We start from the raw sequence: 19,009 nt of genomic DNA, 5'->3' as shown, positions 1-19,009 counted from the left end.
TTGGAGAAAAATGACCTTTAGAATTTTTGCTTTCCTCTGTTTGGGCGCCATGATGAGTTGCGCTGCCACCGGCACTACAAGCTCTTCCACCAACAACGGGAACGGAAGTGCTTCCAGCAGCCGCTCCGGTGACAAAAAAGGCGCGGGCACCGCTACCCTGGTAGACACCAAGAAATACCGGCCTACGTTTCCCGCTGCCCCTAAAGGCGGCGCTGAGCCCATGGCTCCGGCGGCACCCACCAATCACGTAGGTCCACAGGTGACCTTGCTTATGGATAGTGTGGCGCAGGTGCAACGGAACATCAAGTACGCGGCTGGGTACCGCATTCTGGCTTATACCGGCATTGAGCGCCAAACAGCCATGAACCTGCGCAACAACATCATCCGCCGTCTGCCTGAGGAGAAAGATTACCTCACTTACAAGCAGCCCACCTACCAACTTAAAATAGGCGATTTCTTCACCCGCGTGGAGGCACAGAATGCCTTGAACAAGATTCAGGACCTGTTGCCTAATGCCTTGTTGGTGCAGGAAACTATCAATATTCCCAAATAAGGCCGTAAAACGCTAGCTTTTTCATCTGCCGTTTCAAGGCTGTTTTTCAGGAAGCAGCCTTGAAACGGCGGAATAGTTTTATACCCTTACCTTTGCAGCACTTATCTATTACTTCTTTTGCCATGCAAGATTTAGTTACCCGTGTTCAGGAACTCGCCCGGAAATACGCGGCTGATACCGTCTCTACCCGGCAGCACCTGCACCAACACCCAGAACTGTCTTTCCAAGAGTTTGAAACATCAGGGTATGTGTTCCGGAAACTGCAGGAATACGGACTGGAGCCGGAGCGCGTGACTGAAACCGGTGTGGTAGCCCTGGTGAAAGGCCGTAATCCCGAGAAAGCCACCACCGCCCTACGTGCCGACCTGGATGCTCTGCCTATTCTGGAGACGAACGAGGTGACTTATAAATCAAAGAACGAAGGGGTGATGCATGCCTGTGGGCATGATGTGCATACTTCTTCTTTATTGACTACTGCCCGTATTCTGCAGGAGCTGCGGGAAGAGTTTGAAGGCACGGTGAAGCTTATTTTCCAACCCGGCGAGGAGAAGTTTCCAGGAGGTGCTTCGCTGATGATTAAAGAAGGCGTTTTAGAGAATCCGGCCCCAAAAAGCATCATGGGGCAGCACGTGTTTCCGTTTCTGCCCGCCGGCAAAGTGGGGTTCCGCTCCGGTATGTACATGGCCTCCGCTGATGAAATCTACATCACGGTGCACGGCAAAGGCGGTCACGGCGGTTTGCCCGAGCAGCTGGTAGACCCCGTCCTGATTTCGGCTCATTTGCTGGTGGCGCTGCAACAGATTGTGAGCCGCCGCGCCAACCCGAAAACCCCTTCCGTCTTGTCCTTCGGGAAAGTGATCGCGAACGGCGCCACCAACGTGATTCCCGGAGAAGTTAAAATAGAAGGAACTTTCCGAACCATGGACGAAGCTTGGCGATCCGAAGCCAAACAGAAAATAAAGAAGCTAGCGGAAGGCCTGTGCGAAAGCATGGGCGGTTCCTGCGAGATCAACATCATGGATGGTTATCCCTTCCTGAAGAACGACCCTGCGTTAGTGGCCCGCGCGAGTGCCGCTGCTCAAGCCTATTTGGGTTCTGAGAACGTAGTAGAACTGGACATGTGGATGGCCGCCGAGGACTTCGCCTATTACTCCCAGCAAACCGATGCCTGCTTCTATCGCCTGGGAACCCGCAACGAGGAACGCGGCATCACCTCAGGTGTACACACCCCTACCTTTAACATTGATGAAGCGGCTCTGGAAGTGGGGAGTGGATTGATGGCTTGGTTAGCCATAAGCGAGCTTCAGGCATTATCAAATCAGTTGTAAGTTGTCGGCCTTTGTTAAAAGCCTTCTGTTTGGAGCCCGTTTTTGGGAAAAGGGCTCTAAACAGAAGGCTTTTGTCTTTTGCGGTTGTGGCTTAACCAGTTCAAAGTACCTAAACTGCGCTTCCTGAGGTTGGTCCCCTTTGAAGGGGGTAGGGGGATGACTTCTTTTGTTGTTCGGCCCCGTTGTTGGGGTTCTCACCAACGACCATGACTGCCTTTCAGGTTAGCTTTAAGCCTTTACCTTTCAATCTCTCCCTACCAAGCCTCAGAGCTGAAGTCGCGGTCTGCCCGCGTTTGTTACTTTTCTCCTTGATGCTCAACCTAACCAAAAGAATCAAGAAGAAAAGAAACTCGCTGACGCTCAGACAGTCTTTTCTTCTCTTGAGAGTACCACCTGGAAACCGTGCTCTGTTCCATAGCTCACTTAGGCCGTTGGTGCTTGTTGGGTTCTTCCGTGCGTCAGGCCGTGCCTCAGCCTCATGGTAGGCCTTCGGCACGACCTGCTGCAGGTGAACTGCTCCATTTCTTACATGGTTCAAGTCTGCGTCTTGGAGCCATAATGATCTAAAGTTTGCAAATTCAGTGAGGCGATAGCCTCAGCTAAAGATTGTAGATAAAACAAGCCAGGTACAGCATACAACGTTTTGGTAGGGTTTTTTAGAAACCATCCTTAAAACAAGAACTAGAAAAATCAGAGAGCAAAATCCAGTGTGAGGATCATCAGCCATCAGAACTGCAGCTAGCCTATGTTGCTAATGCGTTTCCAATTCCTCGTGATTGAAGCAAGCTTAGGATCAAATGGCCACATGTAAACCTGTTTTGTAGACAAAATGTCTGTTTGATATTTTTAAAATCTGTTTATGTATGACGTAGTGTCTTCTTTTTGCTTTTATTTTCAATTGGTACAAAATTTAATAATAGGTATGTATCCAAGTGAAAGTCGAAACCTAAAAGATAAAGACAATGACAACTGTAAGACAACATCCGGTATTGCAAGGCAGAGCTCCGCAAACGTTTAGCAGCCTGTTAGACAACTTCTTTCAAGACACCGTGAACAACCGCCGTGTGCAAGGCTTTACTCCAGCCGTTGACCTTTGGGAGACTGAGAAAAGCTACGAAGTAGAACTGGCTTTGCCTGGTCTTACCAAAGAGAACATCAATGTGGAGTTTGAAGAAGGGGTATTGCGCGTAAGCGGCGAGCGTCCTTTCAACAAAGAAAGCGAAGGTCAGAAGTACCACCGGGTAGAGAACCTGTACGGGAAGTTCAGACGGGCTTTCCAATTGCCAGAGCACGTAGATGCTTCAGGAATTGATGCCCAGTTTGAGAACGGTGTTCTGCACATCTCTGTCCCTAAAGTGGAGCAGAAAGTAGTGAAACACCAGATCTCCGTGAAATAAAGAAACGTTAAGAATATGTTAAAAAGGCACTTCAGGGTGCCTTTTTGGCGTAGTCTTTGTTTAAAAACAATACTAGTTTTGCTATTTTAGCGTTAGCCACGTACAAAAGAAACAAGACTTGTTTTACTCTACGAGAAGAGATACTTTTCAATTTATTAACCTATATAGCTGACCGATTAATATGAAAACTAAACAGCTTATGTTGGGGCTGATGCTCTCTGCTATGGTAGGTGGGGGAGTGGCCGTTGGGGGTTATAAACTGTTGGAAGATGAAGCGCCCGTAAACGGGCAACAATTGCCAAACACCAACGTGCGCTACACCAGCGCCATGCGCTCCTCTGACGTAGTAGTGCCCGAAGGCTTGAACTTCGTGACCTCGGCAGAGCTCGTGACTCCGGCCGTAGTCCACGTGACCACCGAGTATAAAGTACAGGCCAGCCGTTCGCCCAGCAATGTGCATCCGTTCTTCCGTGATTTCTTCGGAGATGACTTTGAAGGATATCAGCGGCCGCAGCAAGGACCGGCCATGGGCTCGGGTTCTGGGGTGATCATTGCCTCTAACGGGTATGTGGTGACCAATAACCACGTGATTGACCGTGCCGATAAAATCCAGGTGATTCTGGATGACAAACGCACCTTTGATGCCACTTTGGTAGGAACAGATCCTAACACAGACATCGCCCTGCTTAAAATCAACGCTGACAATCTTCCGGCCCTGCGCTACGGAAACTCAGACAAAGTGAAAGTAGGAGAGTGGGTATTGGCCGTGGGTAACCCGTTCAACCTGAACTCTACCGTAACCGCGGGTATTGTGAGCGCCAAAGGCCGTAACGTAGGTATTCTTCAAGGTGCCGGAAACATGAGCGTAGAGTCTTTCATCCAGACCGATGCCGCCGTGAACCCTGGTAACAGTGGGGGTGCCCTGGTGAACCTGAACGGTGATCTGGTGGGTATCAACACCGCCATCGCTTCCCAGACCGGTACATTTGCGGGCTATTCATTTGCGGTTCCTTCGTCCATCGTGAGCAAAGTGGTGGATGACCTTCTGAAATATGGCGAAGTGCAACGTGCCTTATTGGGCGTGCAGATGCAGGAAGTGAATGCCGAGCTTGCCAAAGAAAAGAACCTGAAAACCTTGAACGGGGTGTATGTAGCCGGCTTCTCTGAAAGCAGTGCCGCCAAAACCGCTGGTTTGAAGGAAGGTGATGTGATCACGCAAATCAACGGCGTTAAGGTGAACACCAGTGCCCAGTTGCAGGAGCAAGTGACCAGATACCGTCCGGGCGATAAAATCAAGGTGGGATTTATGCGTGGCGGAAGCGAGAAAGACATCAACGTGACGTTACGCAATGCCAGCGGTAGCACCGAGCTTGTAAAACGTGATCCTAACTCCACCAAGTCCATGACCATTGATGGCGCTAAGTTTGAGGCAGCCACCAAACAGGAACTGAACAAACTGGACATCACCGGTGGGGTGAAAATCAGCGGGGTAGAGGAAAGCGCTTTTGCCGAAACCGGCATGAAAGATGGTTTCATCATCACCAGCATTGATAAGAACCCTACCAACGCCCCGCAAGACGTAGACAAGGTGCTGAAAAGTACCCGCCGCGGCGGTCTCCTGATTGAAGGAGTCTACCCAGACGGCCGTCGGGCGTACTATGCGTTGGGTCGCTAATTTGGGCCTCTTTTTTGAAAATCAAGCCTGAAACGGCTTTTAAAAAGCTCCTGTCATCTGGCAGGAGCTTTTTGTTTTTTATGTTGTCAGAAAGGCCTATACTAGGGCTTCTATTCCCCAATGCTTAACCAGAATACTTTTATGCAGACCGAAACCAAAACCGATATCACTGATATACTTTCTCAACTGGGAATTCAGGACTCCAACCCCGCATACAGCACCGGTTTAAGCTGGGGCGGAGAAAACAACGCAGAGACCCGCGCCATCCATTCGCCTACTAATGGCAAGCGCATTGCTACCGTGAACATGGCCTCAGAGGAAGATTACGAGCAGGTGATCACCACGGCGCAGCAGGCGTTTCTGGAGTGGCGCACGTGGCCCTCGCCCAAGCGCGGCGAAGTGGTGCGCCAGATCGGGCAGAAGCTGCGCGAGTACAAAGAGCCGCTGGGCAAACTGGTGAGTTACGAAATGGGCAAGATCCTGCAGGAAGGTCTGGGCGAAGTGCAGGAGATGATTGACATCTGCGATTTCGCGGTGGGCTTGTCCCGGCAGTTGCACGGCTACACTATGCACTCAGAGCGGCCCACGCACCGCATGTACGAGCAATACCACCCACTGGGCATCGTAGGGGTGATCTCAGCCTTCAACTTCCCGGTGGCGGTCTGGAGCTGGAATGCCATGCTGGCGGCGATCTGTGGCGATGTAGTGGTATGGAAACCATCGGAGAAAACCCCGTTGACGGCCGTGGCCTGTCAGCAGATTACTCAGGAGGTGCTGCGCGAGAACCAAGTGCCAGAAGGTGTGTTCAGCATCATCATCGGCGATGCCGTGATCGGGAGTAAGATGGCGCATGACGAACGCGTTCCGCTGGTATCAGCGACGGGTTCTACGCGCATGGGCAAGAAAGTGGGCGAGGCCGTGGGCCGGCGTTTAGGGCGTTCTTTGCTGGAACTGGGCGGAAACAACGCCATCATCCTGACGCCCAACGCTGATCTGGAAATGGCCATGCGAGCAGTGGTGTTTGGGGCCGTGGGTACCTGCGGGCAGCGCTGTACGTCTACCCGCCGTCTGATCATCCATGACAGCATCTATGACGAGGTGAAGGAACGCCTGCTGAAAGTTTATCCGAACCTTCCCATCGGTGATCCATTGAAACACGGGATTCTGGTAGGTCCGCTCATTGACAAAGACGCCACCGCTGCTTTTCTGGATGCTCTGGAACGGGTGCAGCGGGAGGGCGGAAATCTATTGATCGGCGGAGAAGTGCTGGAAGGCGAGGAATATGCCACCGGTACCTACGTGACACCTGCCATTGTGGAGGCGGAGCACTCGTACCACACCGTGCAGGAAGAAACCTTCGCGCCCATTCTGTACCTCATCAAATATAGCGGTGACGTGAACAATGCCATCGACATCCAGAACGGGGTGCGCCAAGGCTTGTCGTCGTCCATTTTCTCTTCCAACCTGCTGGAGACCGAGGCCTTCCTGAGCCACTGGGGTTCTGACTGCGGCATTGCCAACGTGAACATCGGGACCTCGGGGGCCGAGATTGGAGGGGCATTCGGGGGTGAGAAAGACACCGGCGGCGGACGCGAGTCTGGTTCAGATGCGTGGCGGTTCTACATGCGCCGGCAAACCAACACCATCAATTTCGGGCGGGAATTGCCGTTAGCCCAAGGCATCAAGTTCGACTTCTAAAAGCAAACTAAGCCGGGATTTCAGGCGTTGTACAAGAGTAGGACAAAGGTATCTGGAAGGAATTTCTTTCGGGTAGGAACGTGCCACTGTTATTAAGTTAGCAGGTGATGATGTCAGCATCGAGTAACAACAATCCTAATGGATACCTCAATTGAACAAGCGCAAAGGAAAGGGATTTCCTACGCGCTCAGGGCAACGCTGGTCACCGAGGTGGTCATTGCCGTGCTCTTGTTTACCTTCCTGCTTTCGGCCACCAGTTCTGTCCAGGCCTTCTGGGACCTCGTTACTTACCTGGGAGCTTTCAATGTGGTCCTTTTTGTCTTGTCCAGCCTGCTGTTCGCTTTCCTGATTGGCAGAAGTACCGGCGTGAAGATCATGCAGCGGAAAAGGGAATTTGCCTGGCGAGGGGTGCTCTCGGGCCTGGAGGTGGTGCTGCTCTCCACCATCATCTGCATTGTGGCCACAGTGCTTTTGCAGGCCACAAACGGATCATTGGAAAAAGGCTGGCTGGTGAACTTCATCATGAAGCCGTTCGCCTGGATGGCCATTCTCTGCCTCATTCCCGTATCCATTGCCGGGCTTTGGTACGGCTATAAACTGAAAAGTAAATTAAACCAAGAATGACGAAACGAACTGTACTTGTAGTATTTGCGGGCGCTGCCCTTTTCTTTCTTTTGCCTGCTTTGCTAAAAGCACAGATCACAGACAAGAATTCCATCATAGCCAAAGGCGCCAAGCTGGAAAAACTTGGCGATGGCTACGCCTTTACCGAAGGCCCTGCCGTAGACCGGGAAGGGAACGTGTACTTCACCGATCAGCCGAACAACAAGGTTTACAAATGGACGGCCAGTACCGGTAAGATCAGCTTGTTCACAGATCAGGCCGGTAGGTCCAACGGGCTGTATTTCGATCAGAAGGGCAACCTTATCGCCGCAGCAGATATGGATAACCAACTGTGGTCTTTTGACAAAACAGGGAAGCCCGCCGTGCTGGTAAAGGAGTACAAAGGCAAACCGCTCAACGGCCCCAATGATCTCTGGATTTCCCCCACAGGCGCCATGTACATCACCGATCCTTTGTACAAAAGGGATTACTGGACCAGAAACCCTGAACGGCAGCAGGCCGGAGAATATGTGTATTACCTGAGCCCTGATAGAAAGAAGTTTTACTCGGTAGACACAACTTTGGTAAAACCCAACGGCATTGTAGGCACCCCTGACGGGAAGAAGCTTTACGTGGCAGACATTGAAGCCGGTAAAACCTATGAGTACACCATAGACAAAGACGGTTCGCTGTCAGGTAAAAAGCTGTTCGCCAACATGGGCTCAGACGGCATGACCATAGACAGACAGGGAAACGTGTACCTCACCGGCAAAGGCGTTACCGTGTTTGACAAAGAAGGCCAGCAGATTGCGCACATCCCCATCCAGGAGAACTGGACCGCCAATGTGGTGTTCGGCGGAAAGGATAGGTCTACGCTGTTTATTACCGCCATGGGCTCTGTCTATGGACTGAAAATGAAGGTGAAAGGTTTGTAAGTACGCCCTGTGTATCATTTAGAAGTAAAGGCTGTTTCAAGCCTGTTTTGCCGAAATGACGTAAAAACATGGAAGCTGCTGCCTACGACAATAGCTAATTGAGAACAAGGATCTGAGATAGTTTCAACCAAAATCCCCAACCGTTTAATGAGCGGTTGGGGATTTGATTTAAGGCCGTTTTTCGGAAAAAAGGCTTAAAGCAAAGAGACGCTATTTACATTGTTTCAATAGCTGCTCCAGATTGACTATCTTTTCAAAACACCAGTCTTCTGTTCCATGACAACTGTCACTACCGCTGCTTTTCGCCAAATGATCACCAATCCGGTGAAGCTGAAGCTGTTTATGCTCAGGAGCCTTCCTATGGCATATTTGGCGGGCATCCGGATTAGGAGTTTAACGGAGCAGGAGGCGCAGGTGACCATCCGGTACAAGTACCTGACCAAAAATCCGTTCCGGTCTATCTACTTTGCCTGCCTGAGCATGGCCGCAGAAATGGCATCAGGGGTGTTGAGCATGATGTACCTGCACCAAGCCCAGCCATCGGTTTCCATGTTGGTCGTAGGCCTGGAGGCCGATTTCAGCAAGAAAGCCGTGGGAACCATCACCTTCACCTGCTCAGACGCCGAGGCCATTGCTGCCGCCGTACGCGAAACCCAAACTACCGGGCAGGGCCGAAGCGTGCAGGCCCTGAGCATCGGGCGGAACCAGCAAGGCGAGGAAGTCGCCCGTTTCCGGATTACCTGGTCGTACAAAGCGCGAACAAACCAAGCTTAACTCTTGCGGCTGGTTTTCTTCAGGAATTCTTTGATCGTCTTCTGGAATTGGGCGTTCTGCTCCAGGTAAATCACGTGCCCGCCCGGCATGGAGGCCGAGGTCTGGTTCGGGAATTTAAAGCTTTTGTAATGCTCCGGCCCTATGGAGAAATCCTGCTCCCCCGAGATCACCAGCACGGGCATCTTCAAATGCCGGGTTACCTCGGTGAAATCCTGGAAGTATTCTGGGTAGTTCATCCAGGCCTGCCCAAAACTGTAGTTAGGTGGCCGCTTGGCATCCTCAGCGTTCATTTTGTTTAGACCGTCCGTGGTGGTGTACATGAGCTGGTGGTAGGCGTTCTTTTCGTTCAGGGCCTGAATCATCATCATGAAACGGTCAATCACGGGCTTGTTCTTGTCCAGAAAAGGAGCGGGGTTCTCGGGTTTCAGGATCTCCAGTCCTTTGTCTATCTGCACCTGCGCCGAGTAATTCAGGTTTAAGGTGGCATTTAACAAAACCATGCGCGAAATAGTCTTGGGGTAGTAATAGGCGTACTCGGTAGCCAGGATGCCGCCAAAAGAGTGGGCCAAGACCGTCCAGGTAGGATAGCCCAACTGCTGACGCACTTCCTCAAAATCCTGCACGGTGCGCTGCAGGCTATAGTTGCCGTCTGGAGCCTTGCCAGACCTTCCGCTACCGCGCTGGTCTACATACACCATCTGCAAGGAATCTTCTAGGGTATTCACGCCCAGCACCTCAAACGAATGACTCCAGGCACCAGGACCTCCGTGGATGAACAGGCAGGGCTTGCCTTTGCCCGAGACCTTTACATACAGCTCAGTGCCATCGCTCATGGTCAGGCGCAGTTCACGCGGGGCCGAGGCGTTGGTTACCAAAGGCGTTTTCTGGGCAAAAGTTGAAAAAGCAGGGCCAAACAGCAGCAAGAGCAGCAAAATGGGACGCAATTGTTTCATTGTTTTCTGTTTTTTGGGCAAAATTGAGAAATAAAATGAAAAAATAAAGGTTATTTAATACATAGGATTTTTTTGAAGCACGGTGCAACCATAAGGCTTTTGCATAGTCTTTAGAGTAGAAGTTTGGAACAGGAGTGAGCCACAAGGCTCAGCGAAAAGTGTTGGTGTTGTTCCGGGTTGCTGTTACTGAAATTACCGTCATGATGAGCATTAAAAGGTAACAATTTGGAGACGCTGGAATACACCGACGTAAACGCGCACGTGGTGGCCCGCTGTAAAGAGGGTGACCGTAAGGCGCAATATGAACTGTACAAACTTTACAGTAAGTCCATGTTCAACGTGAGCATGCGCATTACCAATGACTATACCGAGGCCGAGGATGTCTTGCAGGAATCGTTTCTGAGCGCGTTCAGAGAGCTGCATACCTTCAAGGGAGATTCTACCTTCGGGAGTTGGTTAAAGCGCATCGTCATCAACAAGTCCATCACCAAAGTGCGCAGCCGGCGCCTGCAAGTGGTGCCCATGGAAGAACATCATGATTTCGCCGAGGAGGCGCCCGAGTACGACCAGGAAGAGCTGGAATACAAGGTGGAGAGCATCAAGAAAGCCATCCAGTCTTTGCCAGACGGTTACCGGGTAGTACTCACGCTGTACCTGCTGGAAGGGTACGACCACGGTGAGATCGCAGACATATTAAGTATCAGCGAGGCCACGTCAAAGTCACAGTACAGCCGGGCCCGCAAAAAATTGCTGAGCCTCATGCAGGAGCAGTCGTTCTTAAGCTGAAAAAGTAAAAAGGACCAAAAACGAGAGAGTACAAGGAGCATAAGCCATGAAAGATAGATTAAAAGATTTTGTACAGGCCCACCGCGAAGAGTTCGATTCCTTTGCCCCCCGACCGGATCTCTGGCAGGACATAGCGGCCGAGCTGCAGACCGAGGAGAAAAACCTCATCCTACCGGTTGAACCTGAGAAAGAGGCCAAAGTGATTTCCATGAACTGGCACCACGCCTGGAAATTCGCCGCTGCCATTGCCTTGCTGGTGATGGTGGCCTTCTCGGCAAGGTATTATATGGCCAACCAGAATCCATCCGCTGCTATGGCCGCCGCGCCGCCCGTTCCGCTGGAGAAAATAGCCCCTGAGGTGCGCCAGATAGAAACCAAGTACGTGCAGGTGATTGAGCAAAAGAAATCTGAACTGAAGGCCATGGGCGTAGGGCAGGTGCGTTTCACCGAGCTTGACTCAGCCTACAACGAGCTTAAAAAAGAACTATACACCACGCCCAACAAAGAAGTGCTTCTGCAAGCCATGAGCGATAATCTTAAAATGAGAATCGCGCTCTTGAACCAGCAACTGGAAGTACTGGAGAATAGAAGTGAAGACAAAAAAACCGCTCGCCATGAGACTACCAATATCTAAACTACTTTCCTTTTTCTGTTTTTTCATTGCGGTAGGCTCGGCCCAGGGACAAACCCTGCATCTGCGGACATCTTCCTGCAAAGAAGCAGTAAGAGAAGATATCAAGGTTGAGATTTCCGAGCATCTTCAGCAGTCGTTGGCTTCGCGTGGGGTGCAGGTGTCTTCAGAAGCCTTGTCGCAGTTGCCAACCTGTGAAGACCTAGCCGCCTTGGGAAACCTGTCGCTGACACTTTCTATTCCAGATCAGCCAGACCCCATAGGGCGGGAACAAACAGGAGCCGATAAGGCTACCATCCCAGACTTGCAGGGTGCTTACGCCCACACCAAAGTAAAGAAAGTGGAGCGTTCCTTCAAGGTGGACCGCTCAGACAAGCTGGACATTGAAAACCAATTTGGACGCGTAGACGTGCAAACCTGGACCAAAAACGAATTCGCCGTAGAGGTGACCATCGTGGCCCGGGCCATCACCGAAGAGAAAGCCCAGGAGATCCTGAACAAGATCAACGTGAGAATCAATGAAGACAGAGCCGGCAACCTCATTTCTTTTGTGACCGAGCGGGAGCCCATGCAAATCAAAAGCAGCAGCGAAAAAGCCTTCGAGATCAACTACATGGTGAAGATGCCCAAAAGCAACCCGCTTAGAATCAGTAACAAATACGGATCGGTGCAGATGCCTGACTTTGACGGACCCACCGATATAGAAGTGAAGTACGGGAAACTGATGGCCGGCAGCCTCAACAATCCTAAAAACAGGATCACCGTGGCCTACAGCGGCGGCGACTGCCAGATATCGTATATGAAGGGCGGCGACTTAACGGCCAAGTACTCCAGCATGCGCCTGTTAGGGGCCGATGACATCAATACCGTGACCGGTTACAGTAGCATCACCATTGACAAAGTGGACCTGCTCACCATGGCCAGCCGCTATGACTCTAAGTTCATGATTGGCAGCGCCGGGCAAATCACCGGAACCGGCAGTTACTCGGGCATCAAAATTGGCAGCCTCAGAGAGTCGGCGAGCCTCAACGTGAAGTACTGCTCGGGCTTTGAGATCAGCAATGTGTCCTCTAATTTCAAAAAGTTGGAGTTGATTGGCGGCTACACCGGCATGGCCCTGAGCTTCGCGGATAACTCAGCCTTCAACTTTGAGGTAGACACCGAGTACGGCAATTTCAAGGTAGACCAGGATCTGGCTAACTTCAGCCTGAAAGAAGTAAGAAACACCTCGGGCAGCTTCAAAGGAAAATACGGGAAAGCCTCTCCTAAAGGCACAGTGAATGTTACCAGCAGGTACGGCAGCATTGCCTTCCGCTAAACCTAGACTGGTTTTGAATGTAAGAGCGGGCCTTCACGGGCCCGCTTCTTTTTTGCTCGGGTTTTTAGCTTATTTTTGGTAAAACACCTTAAAAGCCCTCTTTAATATGGCCGAGACCCCGCCCGAAGCAATACATTCCTCCAAAGCCCCGGAACCGGTTGGCTTGTACCCGCACGCCCGCAAAGTAGGCAACCTGCTGTTCCTGTCAGGGGTAGGACCCCGCGAGAAAGGCGTGACCCAAATACCGGGCGTGACGCTGGACGAGGCCGGGAACATCATCTCCTACGATATAGAAGCCCAGTGCCGCTCGGTCTTCCAAAACGTGCGTACCATTCTGGAGGAAGCCGGCTCCAGGTGGGAAAATCTGGTAGACGTTACCGTGTTCCTCACCAACATGGCCGCTGATTTTAAGACCTACAACCGCCTTTACGCCGAGTACTTCAAAGACTGCCAGCCCTGCCGCACCACGGTAGAAGTGAACGCCTTGCCCACACCCATCGCCATAGAGCTCAAGTGCATCGCTACTATCTGACAGGGGCCGTTTTCAACCCGGGTTTCTGCCAAATTTCCCTGAACAGGATGGTAAAACGCTGGCGCGAACCAGAGGCTCACACCAGCGTTCAGATGCGGTAGGAAGTAGGGAGTGCCTTTCCTTGGTGAAGATGTAGGGTTGAGTAGGGAAACATTTCTGGCGGTTTGCCTTCCTTTCAGTAGGCTTTATGCTTTAGCGGCGATTTCCAAAAAAGACCCCTAAAACAATAATAACTGCTGGCAGTTTCCTAATTTGCCTGGGTGGTTAGACGCGAGTCTGGCGGCAGTACAGAACCTGATAGTGTAAGTGAATCTTTTGCTACGGTTCTTTTATGAATTGAAGTAGTTTTTAATGATACAAACCTCTCCAGAAGCGTTGTTCACCGAACGGGAGCAGCGCTTTTTCGCCGCCGAGGAGCGGCAAGCCAACCGGTACCGGTGGGTAGGCTGGCTTCGGCTGTCTTTCTTTGTGGGCTCTGTGCTGGGTTGCGCGGTGTTGTTTTACTACGGGCACAACGGCATTGGCTTGAGTTTGCTTTTTGGCGGGTACTTTGTTTTCGCCACGCTCATCCACTGGCACAACAAAATTGAGTACGCCCGCAAACACCAGCTGTACCTGGGCCTGATCAACCGACGGGAAAACGAACGCCTGCGCGGAGAACTGGCTGGTTTCCCCAGTGGAGAGGAGTTCCAGGAACTCAACCATTACTACACCGCTGACCTGGATGTATTTGGCGATACTTCCCTTTTTCAGCTCCTAAACCGGGCCGTTACGCGGTTAGGGCAGCAGCGGTTGGCTGAGTGGCTGAAGGCCCCAGCTTCGGCGGCGGAGATCGTCGCCCGGCAGGAAACGGTGGCTGAGTTGGTGCCTGACCTGGAGTGGCGCCAGAACCTGGAGGCCCGGGCCATGCACCACCACCGCAAAACGCAGCAGTTGCCCCAGCCTTTTCTGCTCTGGCTTAAAACCCCTGACTTTTTTGCGGGCAAAAGCTGGCTCGTAGCTTTAACGTTTCTGTTGCCTCTGCTTACCATTGGCGCCGCCATCTATTGGGGCCAAGGCCATTCGCATTATCCTTTTCTGGGCCTGGTGCTGATCCAGTTCCTGATCGCCTACAAATTTCAGCAGGAGCGCGATGCGTACTATGAAGAAAGCACGGGCATGTATGAGACCCTGCGCAGCTACACAGATCTTTTGGTGCATATTGAAGGCCGGACTTTCCAAAGCCAGAAAGCACTGGAGTTGCAGAAACAACTTAAGATTGATGACCAACAGGCCTCTGAACACGTGCGCAAGCTGGCCTCCATCATTCAGTTCCTTTCCGCGAGGCTCAACACGTACCTTAATTTCCTCCTGAACCACATGCTCATGTGGGATTTTATCTGGATGTGGCGCCTGGAGCGCTGGAAAAAGACCATGTCAGAGAACATTGGGCAGGTGCTCAGCGCCGCCGCCGAGTTTGAGGCCCTGGCAAGTCTGGCCGCTTTCCAATACGCCAATCCGGACTATGCCGTGCCCAAGATCAGTGCCGTTCCGTTTCAGTTCGATACCCAGGAACTCAGCCATCCGTTGATCTTCAGCGAAGGACGTAAGGCCAACAGTATTGCGTTCAAGGGCGCCGGGCATACGGTGCTCATTACGGGTTCCAACATGTCGGGCAAGAGTACGTTTCTGCGGGCGGTGGGCGTGAACATGGTGCTGGCCTTTACCGGGGCGGTGGTATGCGCCAGCCGGGCCACCGTTTTTCCGGGCCAGGTGTACACCAGCATGCGCACCGAAGACAACCTGGCCGAGAACACTTCTTCGTTCTACGCCGAGCTCAAACGCCTTAAAATCCTGCTGGATTTGACGGTGACCGGCCAACCCGTGTACTTCTTCCTGGACGAGATCCTGAAAGGGACTAACTCGCATGACCGCCACCAGGGAGCCATGGCCCTCATCCGGCAGCTGCACCAGCGGCAGGCCTCGGGCTTTGTCTCCACCCATGACCTGGAACTGGGCAACATGGAGCAGGAACTGCCCGGATCGGTGCAGAACTACAGTTTCAACAGCTATTTTGAGGACGGACAGCTTCATTTTGATTATACCCTGCGCCCGGGAATCTGCCAGAGTTTCAACGCCAGCCAACTTATGCGTCAGATGGGAATTGAACTCTGATTTTGACCGATTTTAAGAAAACTGCCCCTTAAACCAACTGTGCTCTGATGTCTTGAATAATGCTACCGCCAGTTAGTAATGGCTGGCAAGTAGCGCGAAGACGATAAGAATTCTTAAACTTAAGGTAATGTTCCTGTGGCCTTGGCGGCTACCTTTGCGTACAGTAGTTCTGAATTGGAATTTATAAACCTTTATCCTTTTAACCCATGCGCGTTGTAGCCGACATTCCGCACCCCGAAATCAAGATCACCTTACTGGCCTGGAACGGGAAGTACCTGCTCAAACTGGAACTGGGGCCATTTGAACAGACCTACAAAGTGAGCGAGATGGAGGTGACCGGCGGCGACGAAGAAGTGAAAAGCTGGCTGGATGAGCCTTTCCTGCAGGGCAGCATAGAACTATTTCTTTCTATGCGTAAAAACCTGTACGAGGCGCGTAGCAGGCACGAGTAGTAGGAATATTCTTCGTATTTGTACCTGTTTTTCGTCTGTTAGTACTGAAAAATAGTTAGTTACTTGCAATTCAGGAATGCTTCGCCTAAATTCATTACAGACAGACAACAATACAGTTACGTATGAGTTTAAACCCAAAGCGCCACTAAGTAGCGTATAGTCCCCCTAGCGCCATGAAGATAGGATTTAGCAAACACATCAAGATCTCCTATCGGGCGGATATGCAAACGGTTATCATCCGTTGGCAACAGCCTGTAACCTTCACTGAGTTCAAGATGAACTGTCTGGCCATCCTTTCCACGGCCAAAGAGCATACGGCTTCCTCCTGGTTGTTTGATTGCCGTTCCAAAGGCGAAATGACCCAATTGGAAAGCGACTGGCTCATCAATGAATTCTATCCCAAAGCCCTGCAGTTGGTTTCGTCGCACGTATTGGTGGCCTGGTTGCTGGCGCCCCGGCAAATGCAACGCCTGCAGGAGGGAGCCTCACTTTCCGCGATCACCCAAGACTGCGACGACGTGCGCAGAAAAGCCTTCCTGACCGAAAATGAGGCAGTGAGATGGTTGGAAGAATCGGTGGCTCAGATGGAGCATCGTTCCAACGGTCAGCAGTAATCCGCCTTTCCATCTTCCTGATTTTTTCTTCTTAGGCCCAGGACCCTGACGCGGCCTTGCGCCCTTCTGTGCCTGTTCCTCAGAAACCAATTCTCACTTTCTTGTTTCTTTTAAGGGATGTTTTCGCAAAACAGGGCCAAAACCAATCCTTTCACAAAAGAGCCAGCCTTCCTTATAAAATAGACCCTTCTACCGTTTCCCTGAGTTTTCCTTTGCACCTTTTAGTTTGGCGATGACATTCCCGCGTGCTTGTTACTGAGGAGTTGTTTTTAGTGCCTTTTCTAAAAACTTCCCCTAAAACTAGAAGGGAATCCTAGGTCTCAGTTCTGAGAGCGGCAAGTAAAAAGCGAATTCTGTAAAGATCACACCATCTGAAAAGAACTCGGGAAGGAGGCATTTCCCACTATTTAAGTGTTTTTTTGTTGTTATGCCCCTAGAAAATCATTCTTGAACCTTCGGCATTCTAATAGGAGGTGTGTTTATGATTGTTTATAGCTGTGTACGTGCACAAATGAAATTTTTTTTAGCGTGTTCGAACACATTTGTACAGCTTTTCTTTGTGATTCTTGTTTAATGTTTTTATGTTTAGAAAAGAAATCATCTTTCCTGGTTTTTTCCTGGTCACGCTTTTCTAAACTCAACGCCAATGGAAATACTAACCTTTTCTACCACCGCACTTGAGAAGTTACCGGTCACCATTTTTGACAACCCTGAGCAAGGAAGTAAAAGTATTGCCCATACCATTGCGGGCATCATCAGGGAAAAGCAAAAGAAAGGAGAGAGGGTGGTCTTGGGTTTGGCTACCGGATCTTCCCCTATTGGGGTGTACAAAGAACTGGTACGCCTCCACAAAGATGAAAACCTGAGTTTCAGGAACGTGGTCACCTTCAACCTGGACGAGTATTACCCCATGCCGCCCGATGCTTTGCAGAGCTACGTACATTTCATGCAGGAGCATCTTTTCAGGCACATAGACATTCTGCCTGAAAACGTGCACATTCCGGACGGTTCTTTGCCTATAGAAAAGGTGACGGAGTTTTGCGCGACCTATGAGCAGTTGATAGAGGAGGCCGGCGGAATTGACGTGCAGCTTCTGGGCATTGGGCGTACCGGTCACATTGGGTTCAATGAGCCGGGCTCGGGGTTAACGTCCCACACCCGGTTGGTGAAATTAGACCCACTCACCATCGCCGATGCCACCAAGGATTTCATCAAAGAAGAGTTTGTACCCCTGCGGGCCATCACCATGGGCGTGGGCACCATCATGAAAGCCCGAAAAATCATCATGATGGCTTGGGGCGAAGGCAAAGCATCAATTGTGCGGCAGATGGTGGAGGGGAAAATCACCGAAGAGGTGCCCGCTTCTTTTTTGCAGCACCACGAGCGGGTGAGCGTCATCCTGGACCAATGGGCTGCCTCTGAGCTGGCCCGCATCAAAACGCCCTGGCTCGTGGGCCTCTGCGACTGGGATAAAAACCTCATGCGGCGGGCCGTGATCTGGCTCAGCCTGCAAGCCAACAAACCCCTCCTGAAACTTACCGATGAAGACTACCGCACCTGGGGCCTCACCGATTTGCTGGTACAGGTAGGTTCTGCCTACAGCCTGAACATACAGGTGCACAACGCCATCCAGGACACCATTACTGGTTGGCCCGGCGGCAAACCCAACTCCGATGACAGCCACCGGCCCGAGCGCGCCAACCCGTTTCCCAAAACTTCCCTGATTTTCAGTCCGCACCCAGATGATGACGTCATCTCCATGGGCGGCACCTTGATCCGGCTCGCCGACCAGGGCCATCAGGTACACGTTGCTTACCAGACCTCGGGGAACATTGCCGTGTTTGATGACGATGCCCACCGGTTCGCTGATTTTGCGCTAGGCCTTTCCAGAAAGCTGGGAATTGCCACGCAGGAGTTTCAGAATATGCACACCCAGGTAGAGGAGTTTCTGGAACAAAAGAAATTGGGTGCCGAGGATACGGAGATGGTGCAGAGCATCAAAGGCCTCATCAGGCAGAGCGAGGCCCTGGCCGCCTGCCGGTTTTGCGGGGTAAAGAAAGAGAATATTCACTTCATGAACATGCCTTTCTATGAAACAGGGCAGGTGAAGAAAAAACCGTTGAGCCAGGCAGATGTGCAGGCGGTGGTAGACCTGTTAAACAAGGTTCAGCCTCAGCAGATCTTCGCCGCCGGCGACCTGAGAGATCCGCACGGCACGCACCGCGTGTGCCTCAATGCCATCCTGGAAGCCATTGATCGCCTGAAGCACGAACCCTGGATGCAGGACTGCTATGTATGGCTGTACCGTGGCGCCTGGCAGGAGTGGGACATCGAAGACATTGAGATGGCAGTGCCCATCAGCCCCGAGGAGCTGCTCCGGAAACGCAAGGCCATTTTCAAGCACCAATCGCAGAAAGACAGCCCAGTTTTCCCGGGAAATGACAAGCGGGAGTTCTGGCAGCGCGCCGAGGAAAGGAACCGCGCCACCGCCCGGATCTATGACCGCCTGGGGCTCACCGAGTACGAGGCCATGGAAGCTTTCAAACGCTATCTCTTTTAAGGACCGTCAGGGGTGAAGCAAAGCATTTAATCTCTTTCAGGGGCAT

At 51.6% G+C, this 19,009-nt stretch carries 17 protein-coding genes; 16 read left to right on the top strand and 1 reads right to left on the bottom strand.

The features are described from left to right. The first annotated feature begins 10 nt into the window (after nucleotides 1–10). From EFB08_RS14650 to EFB08_RS14610, 8 genes are all read left to right on the top strand, one after another. Complete coding sequence (locus tag EFB08_RS14650) at nucleotides 11–553, top strand: sporulation protein (protein WP_125077746.1); 543 nt, start codon at nucleotides 11–13, stop codon at nucleotides 551–553. Between the two features lie 122 nt (nucleotides 554–675). Next, nucleotides 676–1,881: a M20 metallopeptidase family protein gene (locus tag EFB08_RS14645; RefSeq protein WP_123127971.1), complete on the top strand. Its 1,206-nt coding sequence runs from the start codon at nucleotides 676–678 to the stop codon at nucleotides 1,879–1,881. 962 nt (nucleotides 1,882–2,843) lie between these two features. Then, the gene (locus tag EFB08_RS14635; protein WP_123127685.1) at nucleotides 2,844–3,278 is read left to right on the top strand and encodes an Hsp20/alpha crystallin family protein; all 435 of its coding nucleotides are present in this window, start codon (nucleotides 2,844–2,846) and stop codon (nucleotides 3,276–3,278) included. 181 nt (nucleotides 3,279–3,459) lie between these two features. Next, entirely contained in the window at nucleotides 3,460–4,953 is a 1,494-nt protein-coding gene (locus EFB08_RS14630; RefSeq protein ID WP_123127684.1) for a Do family serine endopeptidase, read from the top strand. Between the two features lie 141 nt (nucleotides 4,954–5,094). Then, nucleotides 5,095–6,651: an L-piperidine-6-carboxylate dehydrogenase gene (amaB, locus tag EFB08_RS14625; RefSeq protein ID WP_123127970.1), complete on the top strand. Its 1,557-nt coding sequence runs from the start codon at nucleotides 5,095–5,097 to the stop codon at nucleotides 6,649–6,651. A 138-nt stretch (nucleotides 6,652–6,789) separates the two neighbouring features. Continuing rightward, entirely contained in the window at nucleotides 6,790–7,275 is a 486-nt protein-coding gene (locus tag EFB08_RS14620) for a hypothetical protein (RefSeq protein WP_123127683.1), read from the top strand. Further along, nucleotides 7,272–8,189 carry an SMP-30/gluconolactonase/LRE family protein gene (locus tag EFB08_RS14615; protein ID WP_123127682.1) on the top strand — a complete coding sequence of 306 codons (918 nt, stop codon included), beginning with the start codon at nucleotides 7,272–7,274 and terminating at the stop codon, nucleotides 8,187–8,189. Before EFB08_RS14620 ends, EFB08_RS14615 begins: the two co-directional genes overlap by 4 nt. 276 nt (nucleotides 8,190–8,465) lie before the next feature. Next, complete coding sequence (locus tag EFB08_RS14610) at nucleotides 8,466–8,963, top strand: DUF4442 domain-containing protein (protein WP_227006345.1); 498 nt, start codon at nucleotides 8,466–8,468, stop codon at nucleotides 8,961–8,963. On the opposite strand, the gene EFB08_RS14605 is transcribed toward EFB08_RS14610, so the two are convergent. After that, the gene (locus EFB08_RS14605) at nucleotides 8,960–9,916 is read right to left on the bottom strand and encodes an alpha/beta fold hydrolase (protein WP_123127681.1); all 957 of its coding nucleotides are present in this window, start codon (nucleotides 9,914–9,916) and stop codon (nucleotides 8,960–8,962) included. The two genes, EFB08_RS14610 and EFB08_RS14605, sit on opposite strands and share 4 nt — an antisense overlap. Before the next feature lie 225 nt (nucleotides 9,917–10,141). Between EFB08_RS14605 and EFB08_RS14600 the strand changes: the two genes are divergently transcribed. The 8 genes from EFB08_RS14600 to nagB all read left to right on the top strand — a co-directional run bounded on the left by EFB08_RS14600 (nucleotide 10,142) and on the right by nagB (nucleotide 18,963). Continuing rightward, on the top strand, nucleotides 10,142–10,702 hold the full coding sequence (locus tag EFB08_RS14600; RefSeq protein ID WP_123127680.1) for an RNA polymerase sigma factor: 561 nt from the start codon (nucleotides 10,142–10,144) through the stop codon (nucleotides 10,700–10,702). A 46-nt stretch (nucleotides 10,703–10,748) separates the two neighbouring features. Then, nucleotides 10,749–11,336: an anti-sigma factor gene (locus EFB08_RS14595; RefSeq protein WP_123127679.1), complete on the top strand. Its 588-nt coding sequence runs from the start codon at nucleotides 10,749–10,751 to the stop codon at nucleotides 11,334–11,336. After that, nucleotides 11,317–12,651, top strand: coding sequence for a hypothetical protein (locus EFB08_RS14590; RefSeq protein WP_123127678.1), 1,335 nt, complete (start codon nucleotides 11,317–11,319; stop codon nucleotides 12,649–12,651). The genes EFB08_RS14595 and EFB08_RS14590 overlap by 20 nt, the downstream gene beginning before the upstream one ends. A 106-nt stretch (nucleotides 12,652–12,757) precedes the next feature. After that, nucleotides 12,758–13,183: a RidA family protein gene (locus EFB08_RS14585; protein ID WP_123127677.1), complete on the top strand. Its 426-nt coding sequence runs from the start codon at nucleotides 12,758–12,760 to the stop codon at nucleotides 13,181–13,183. 351 nt (nucleotides 13,184–13,534) lie between these two features. Beyond that, complete coding sequence (locus EFB08_RS14580) at nucleotides 13,535–15,337, top strand: MutS-related protein (protein WP_123127676.1); 1,803 nt, start codon at nucleotides 13,535–13,537, stop codon at nucleotides 15,335–15,337. Between the two features lie 206 nt (nucleotides 15,338–15,543). Continuing rightward, nucleotides 15,544–15,789: a hypothetical protein gene (locus EFB08_RS14575; protein WP_123127675.1), complete on the top strand. Its 246-nt coding sequence runs from the start codon at nucleotides 15,544–15,546 to the stop codon at nucleotides 15,787–15,789. Nucleotides 15,790–15,962: 173 nt separating this feature from the next. Then, nucleotides 15,963–16,403, top strand: coding sequence for a hypothetical protein (locus tag EFB08_RS14570; protein ID WP_125077745.1), 441 nt, complete (start codon nucleotides 15,963–15,965; stop codon nucleotides 16,401–16,403). A gap of 646 nt (nucleotides 16,404–17,049) precedes the next feature. Next, the gene (gene nagB, locus EFB08_RS14565) at nucleotides 17,050–18,963 is read left to right on the top strand and encodes a glucosamine-6-phosphate deaminase (RefSeq protein ID WP_123127673.1); all 1,914 of its coding nucleotides are present in this window, start codon (nucleotides 17,050–17,052) and stop codon (nucleotides 18,961–18,963) included. Nucleotides 18,964–19,009 lie beyond the last annotated feature (46 nt).

It is taken from the genome of Rufibacter latericius, from assembly GCF_003721515.1.
Taxonomy (GTDB): Bacteria; Bacteroidota; Bacteroidia; order Cytophagales; family Hymenobacteraceae; genus Nibribacter; species Nibribacter latericius.
This window is presented reverse-complemented; position numbering and strand designations above follow the sequence as displayed.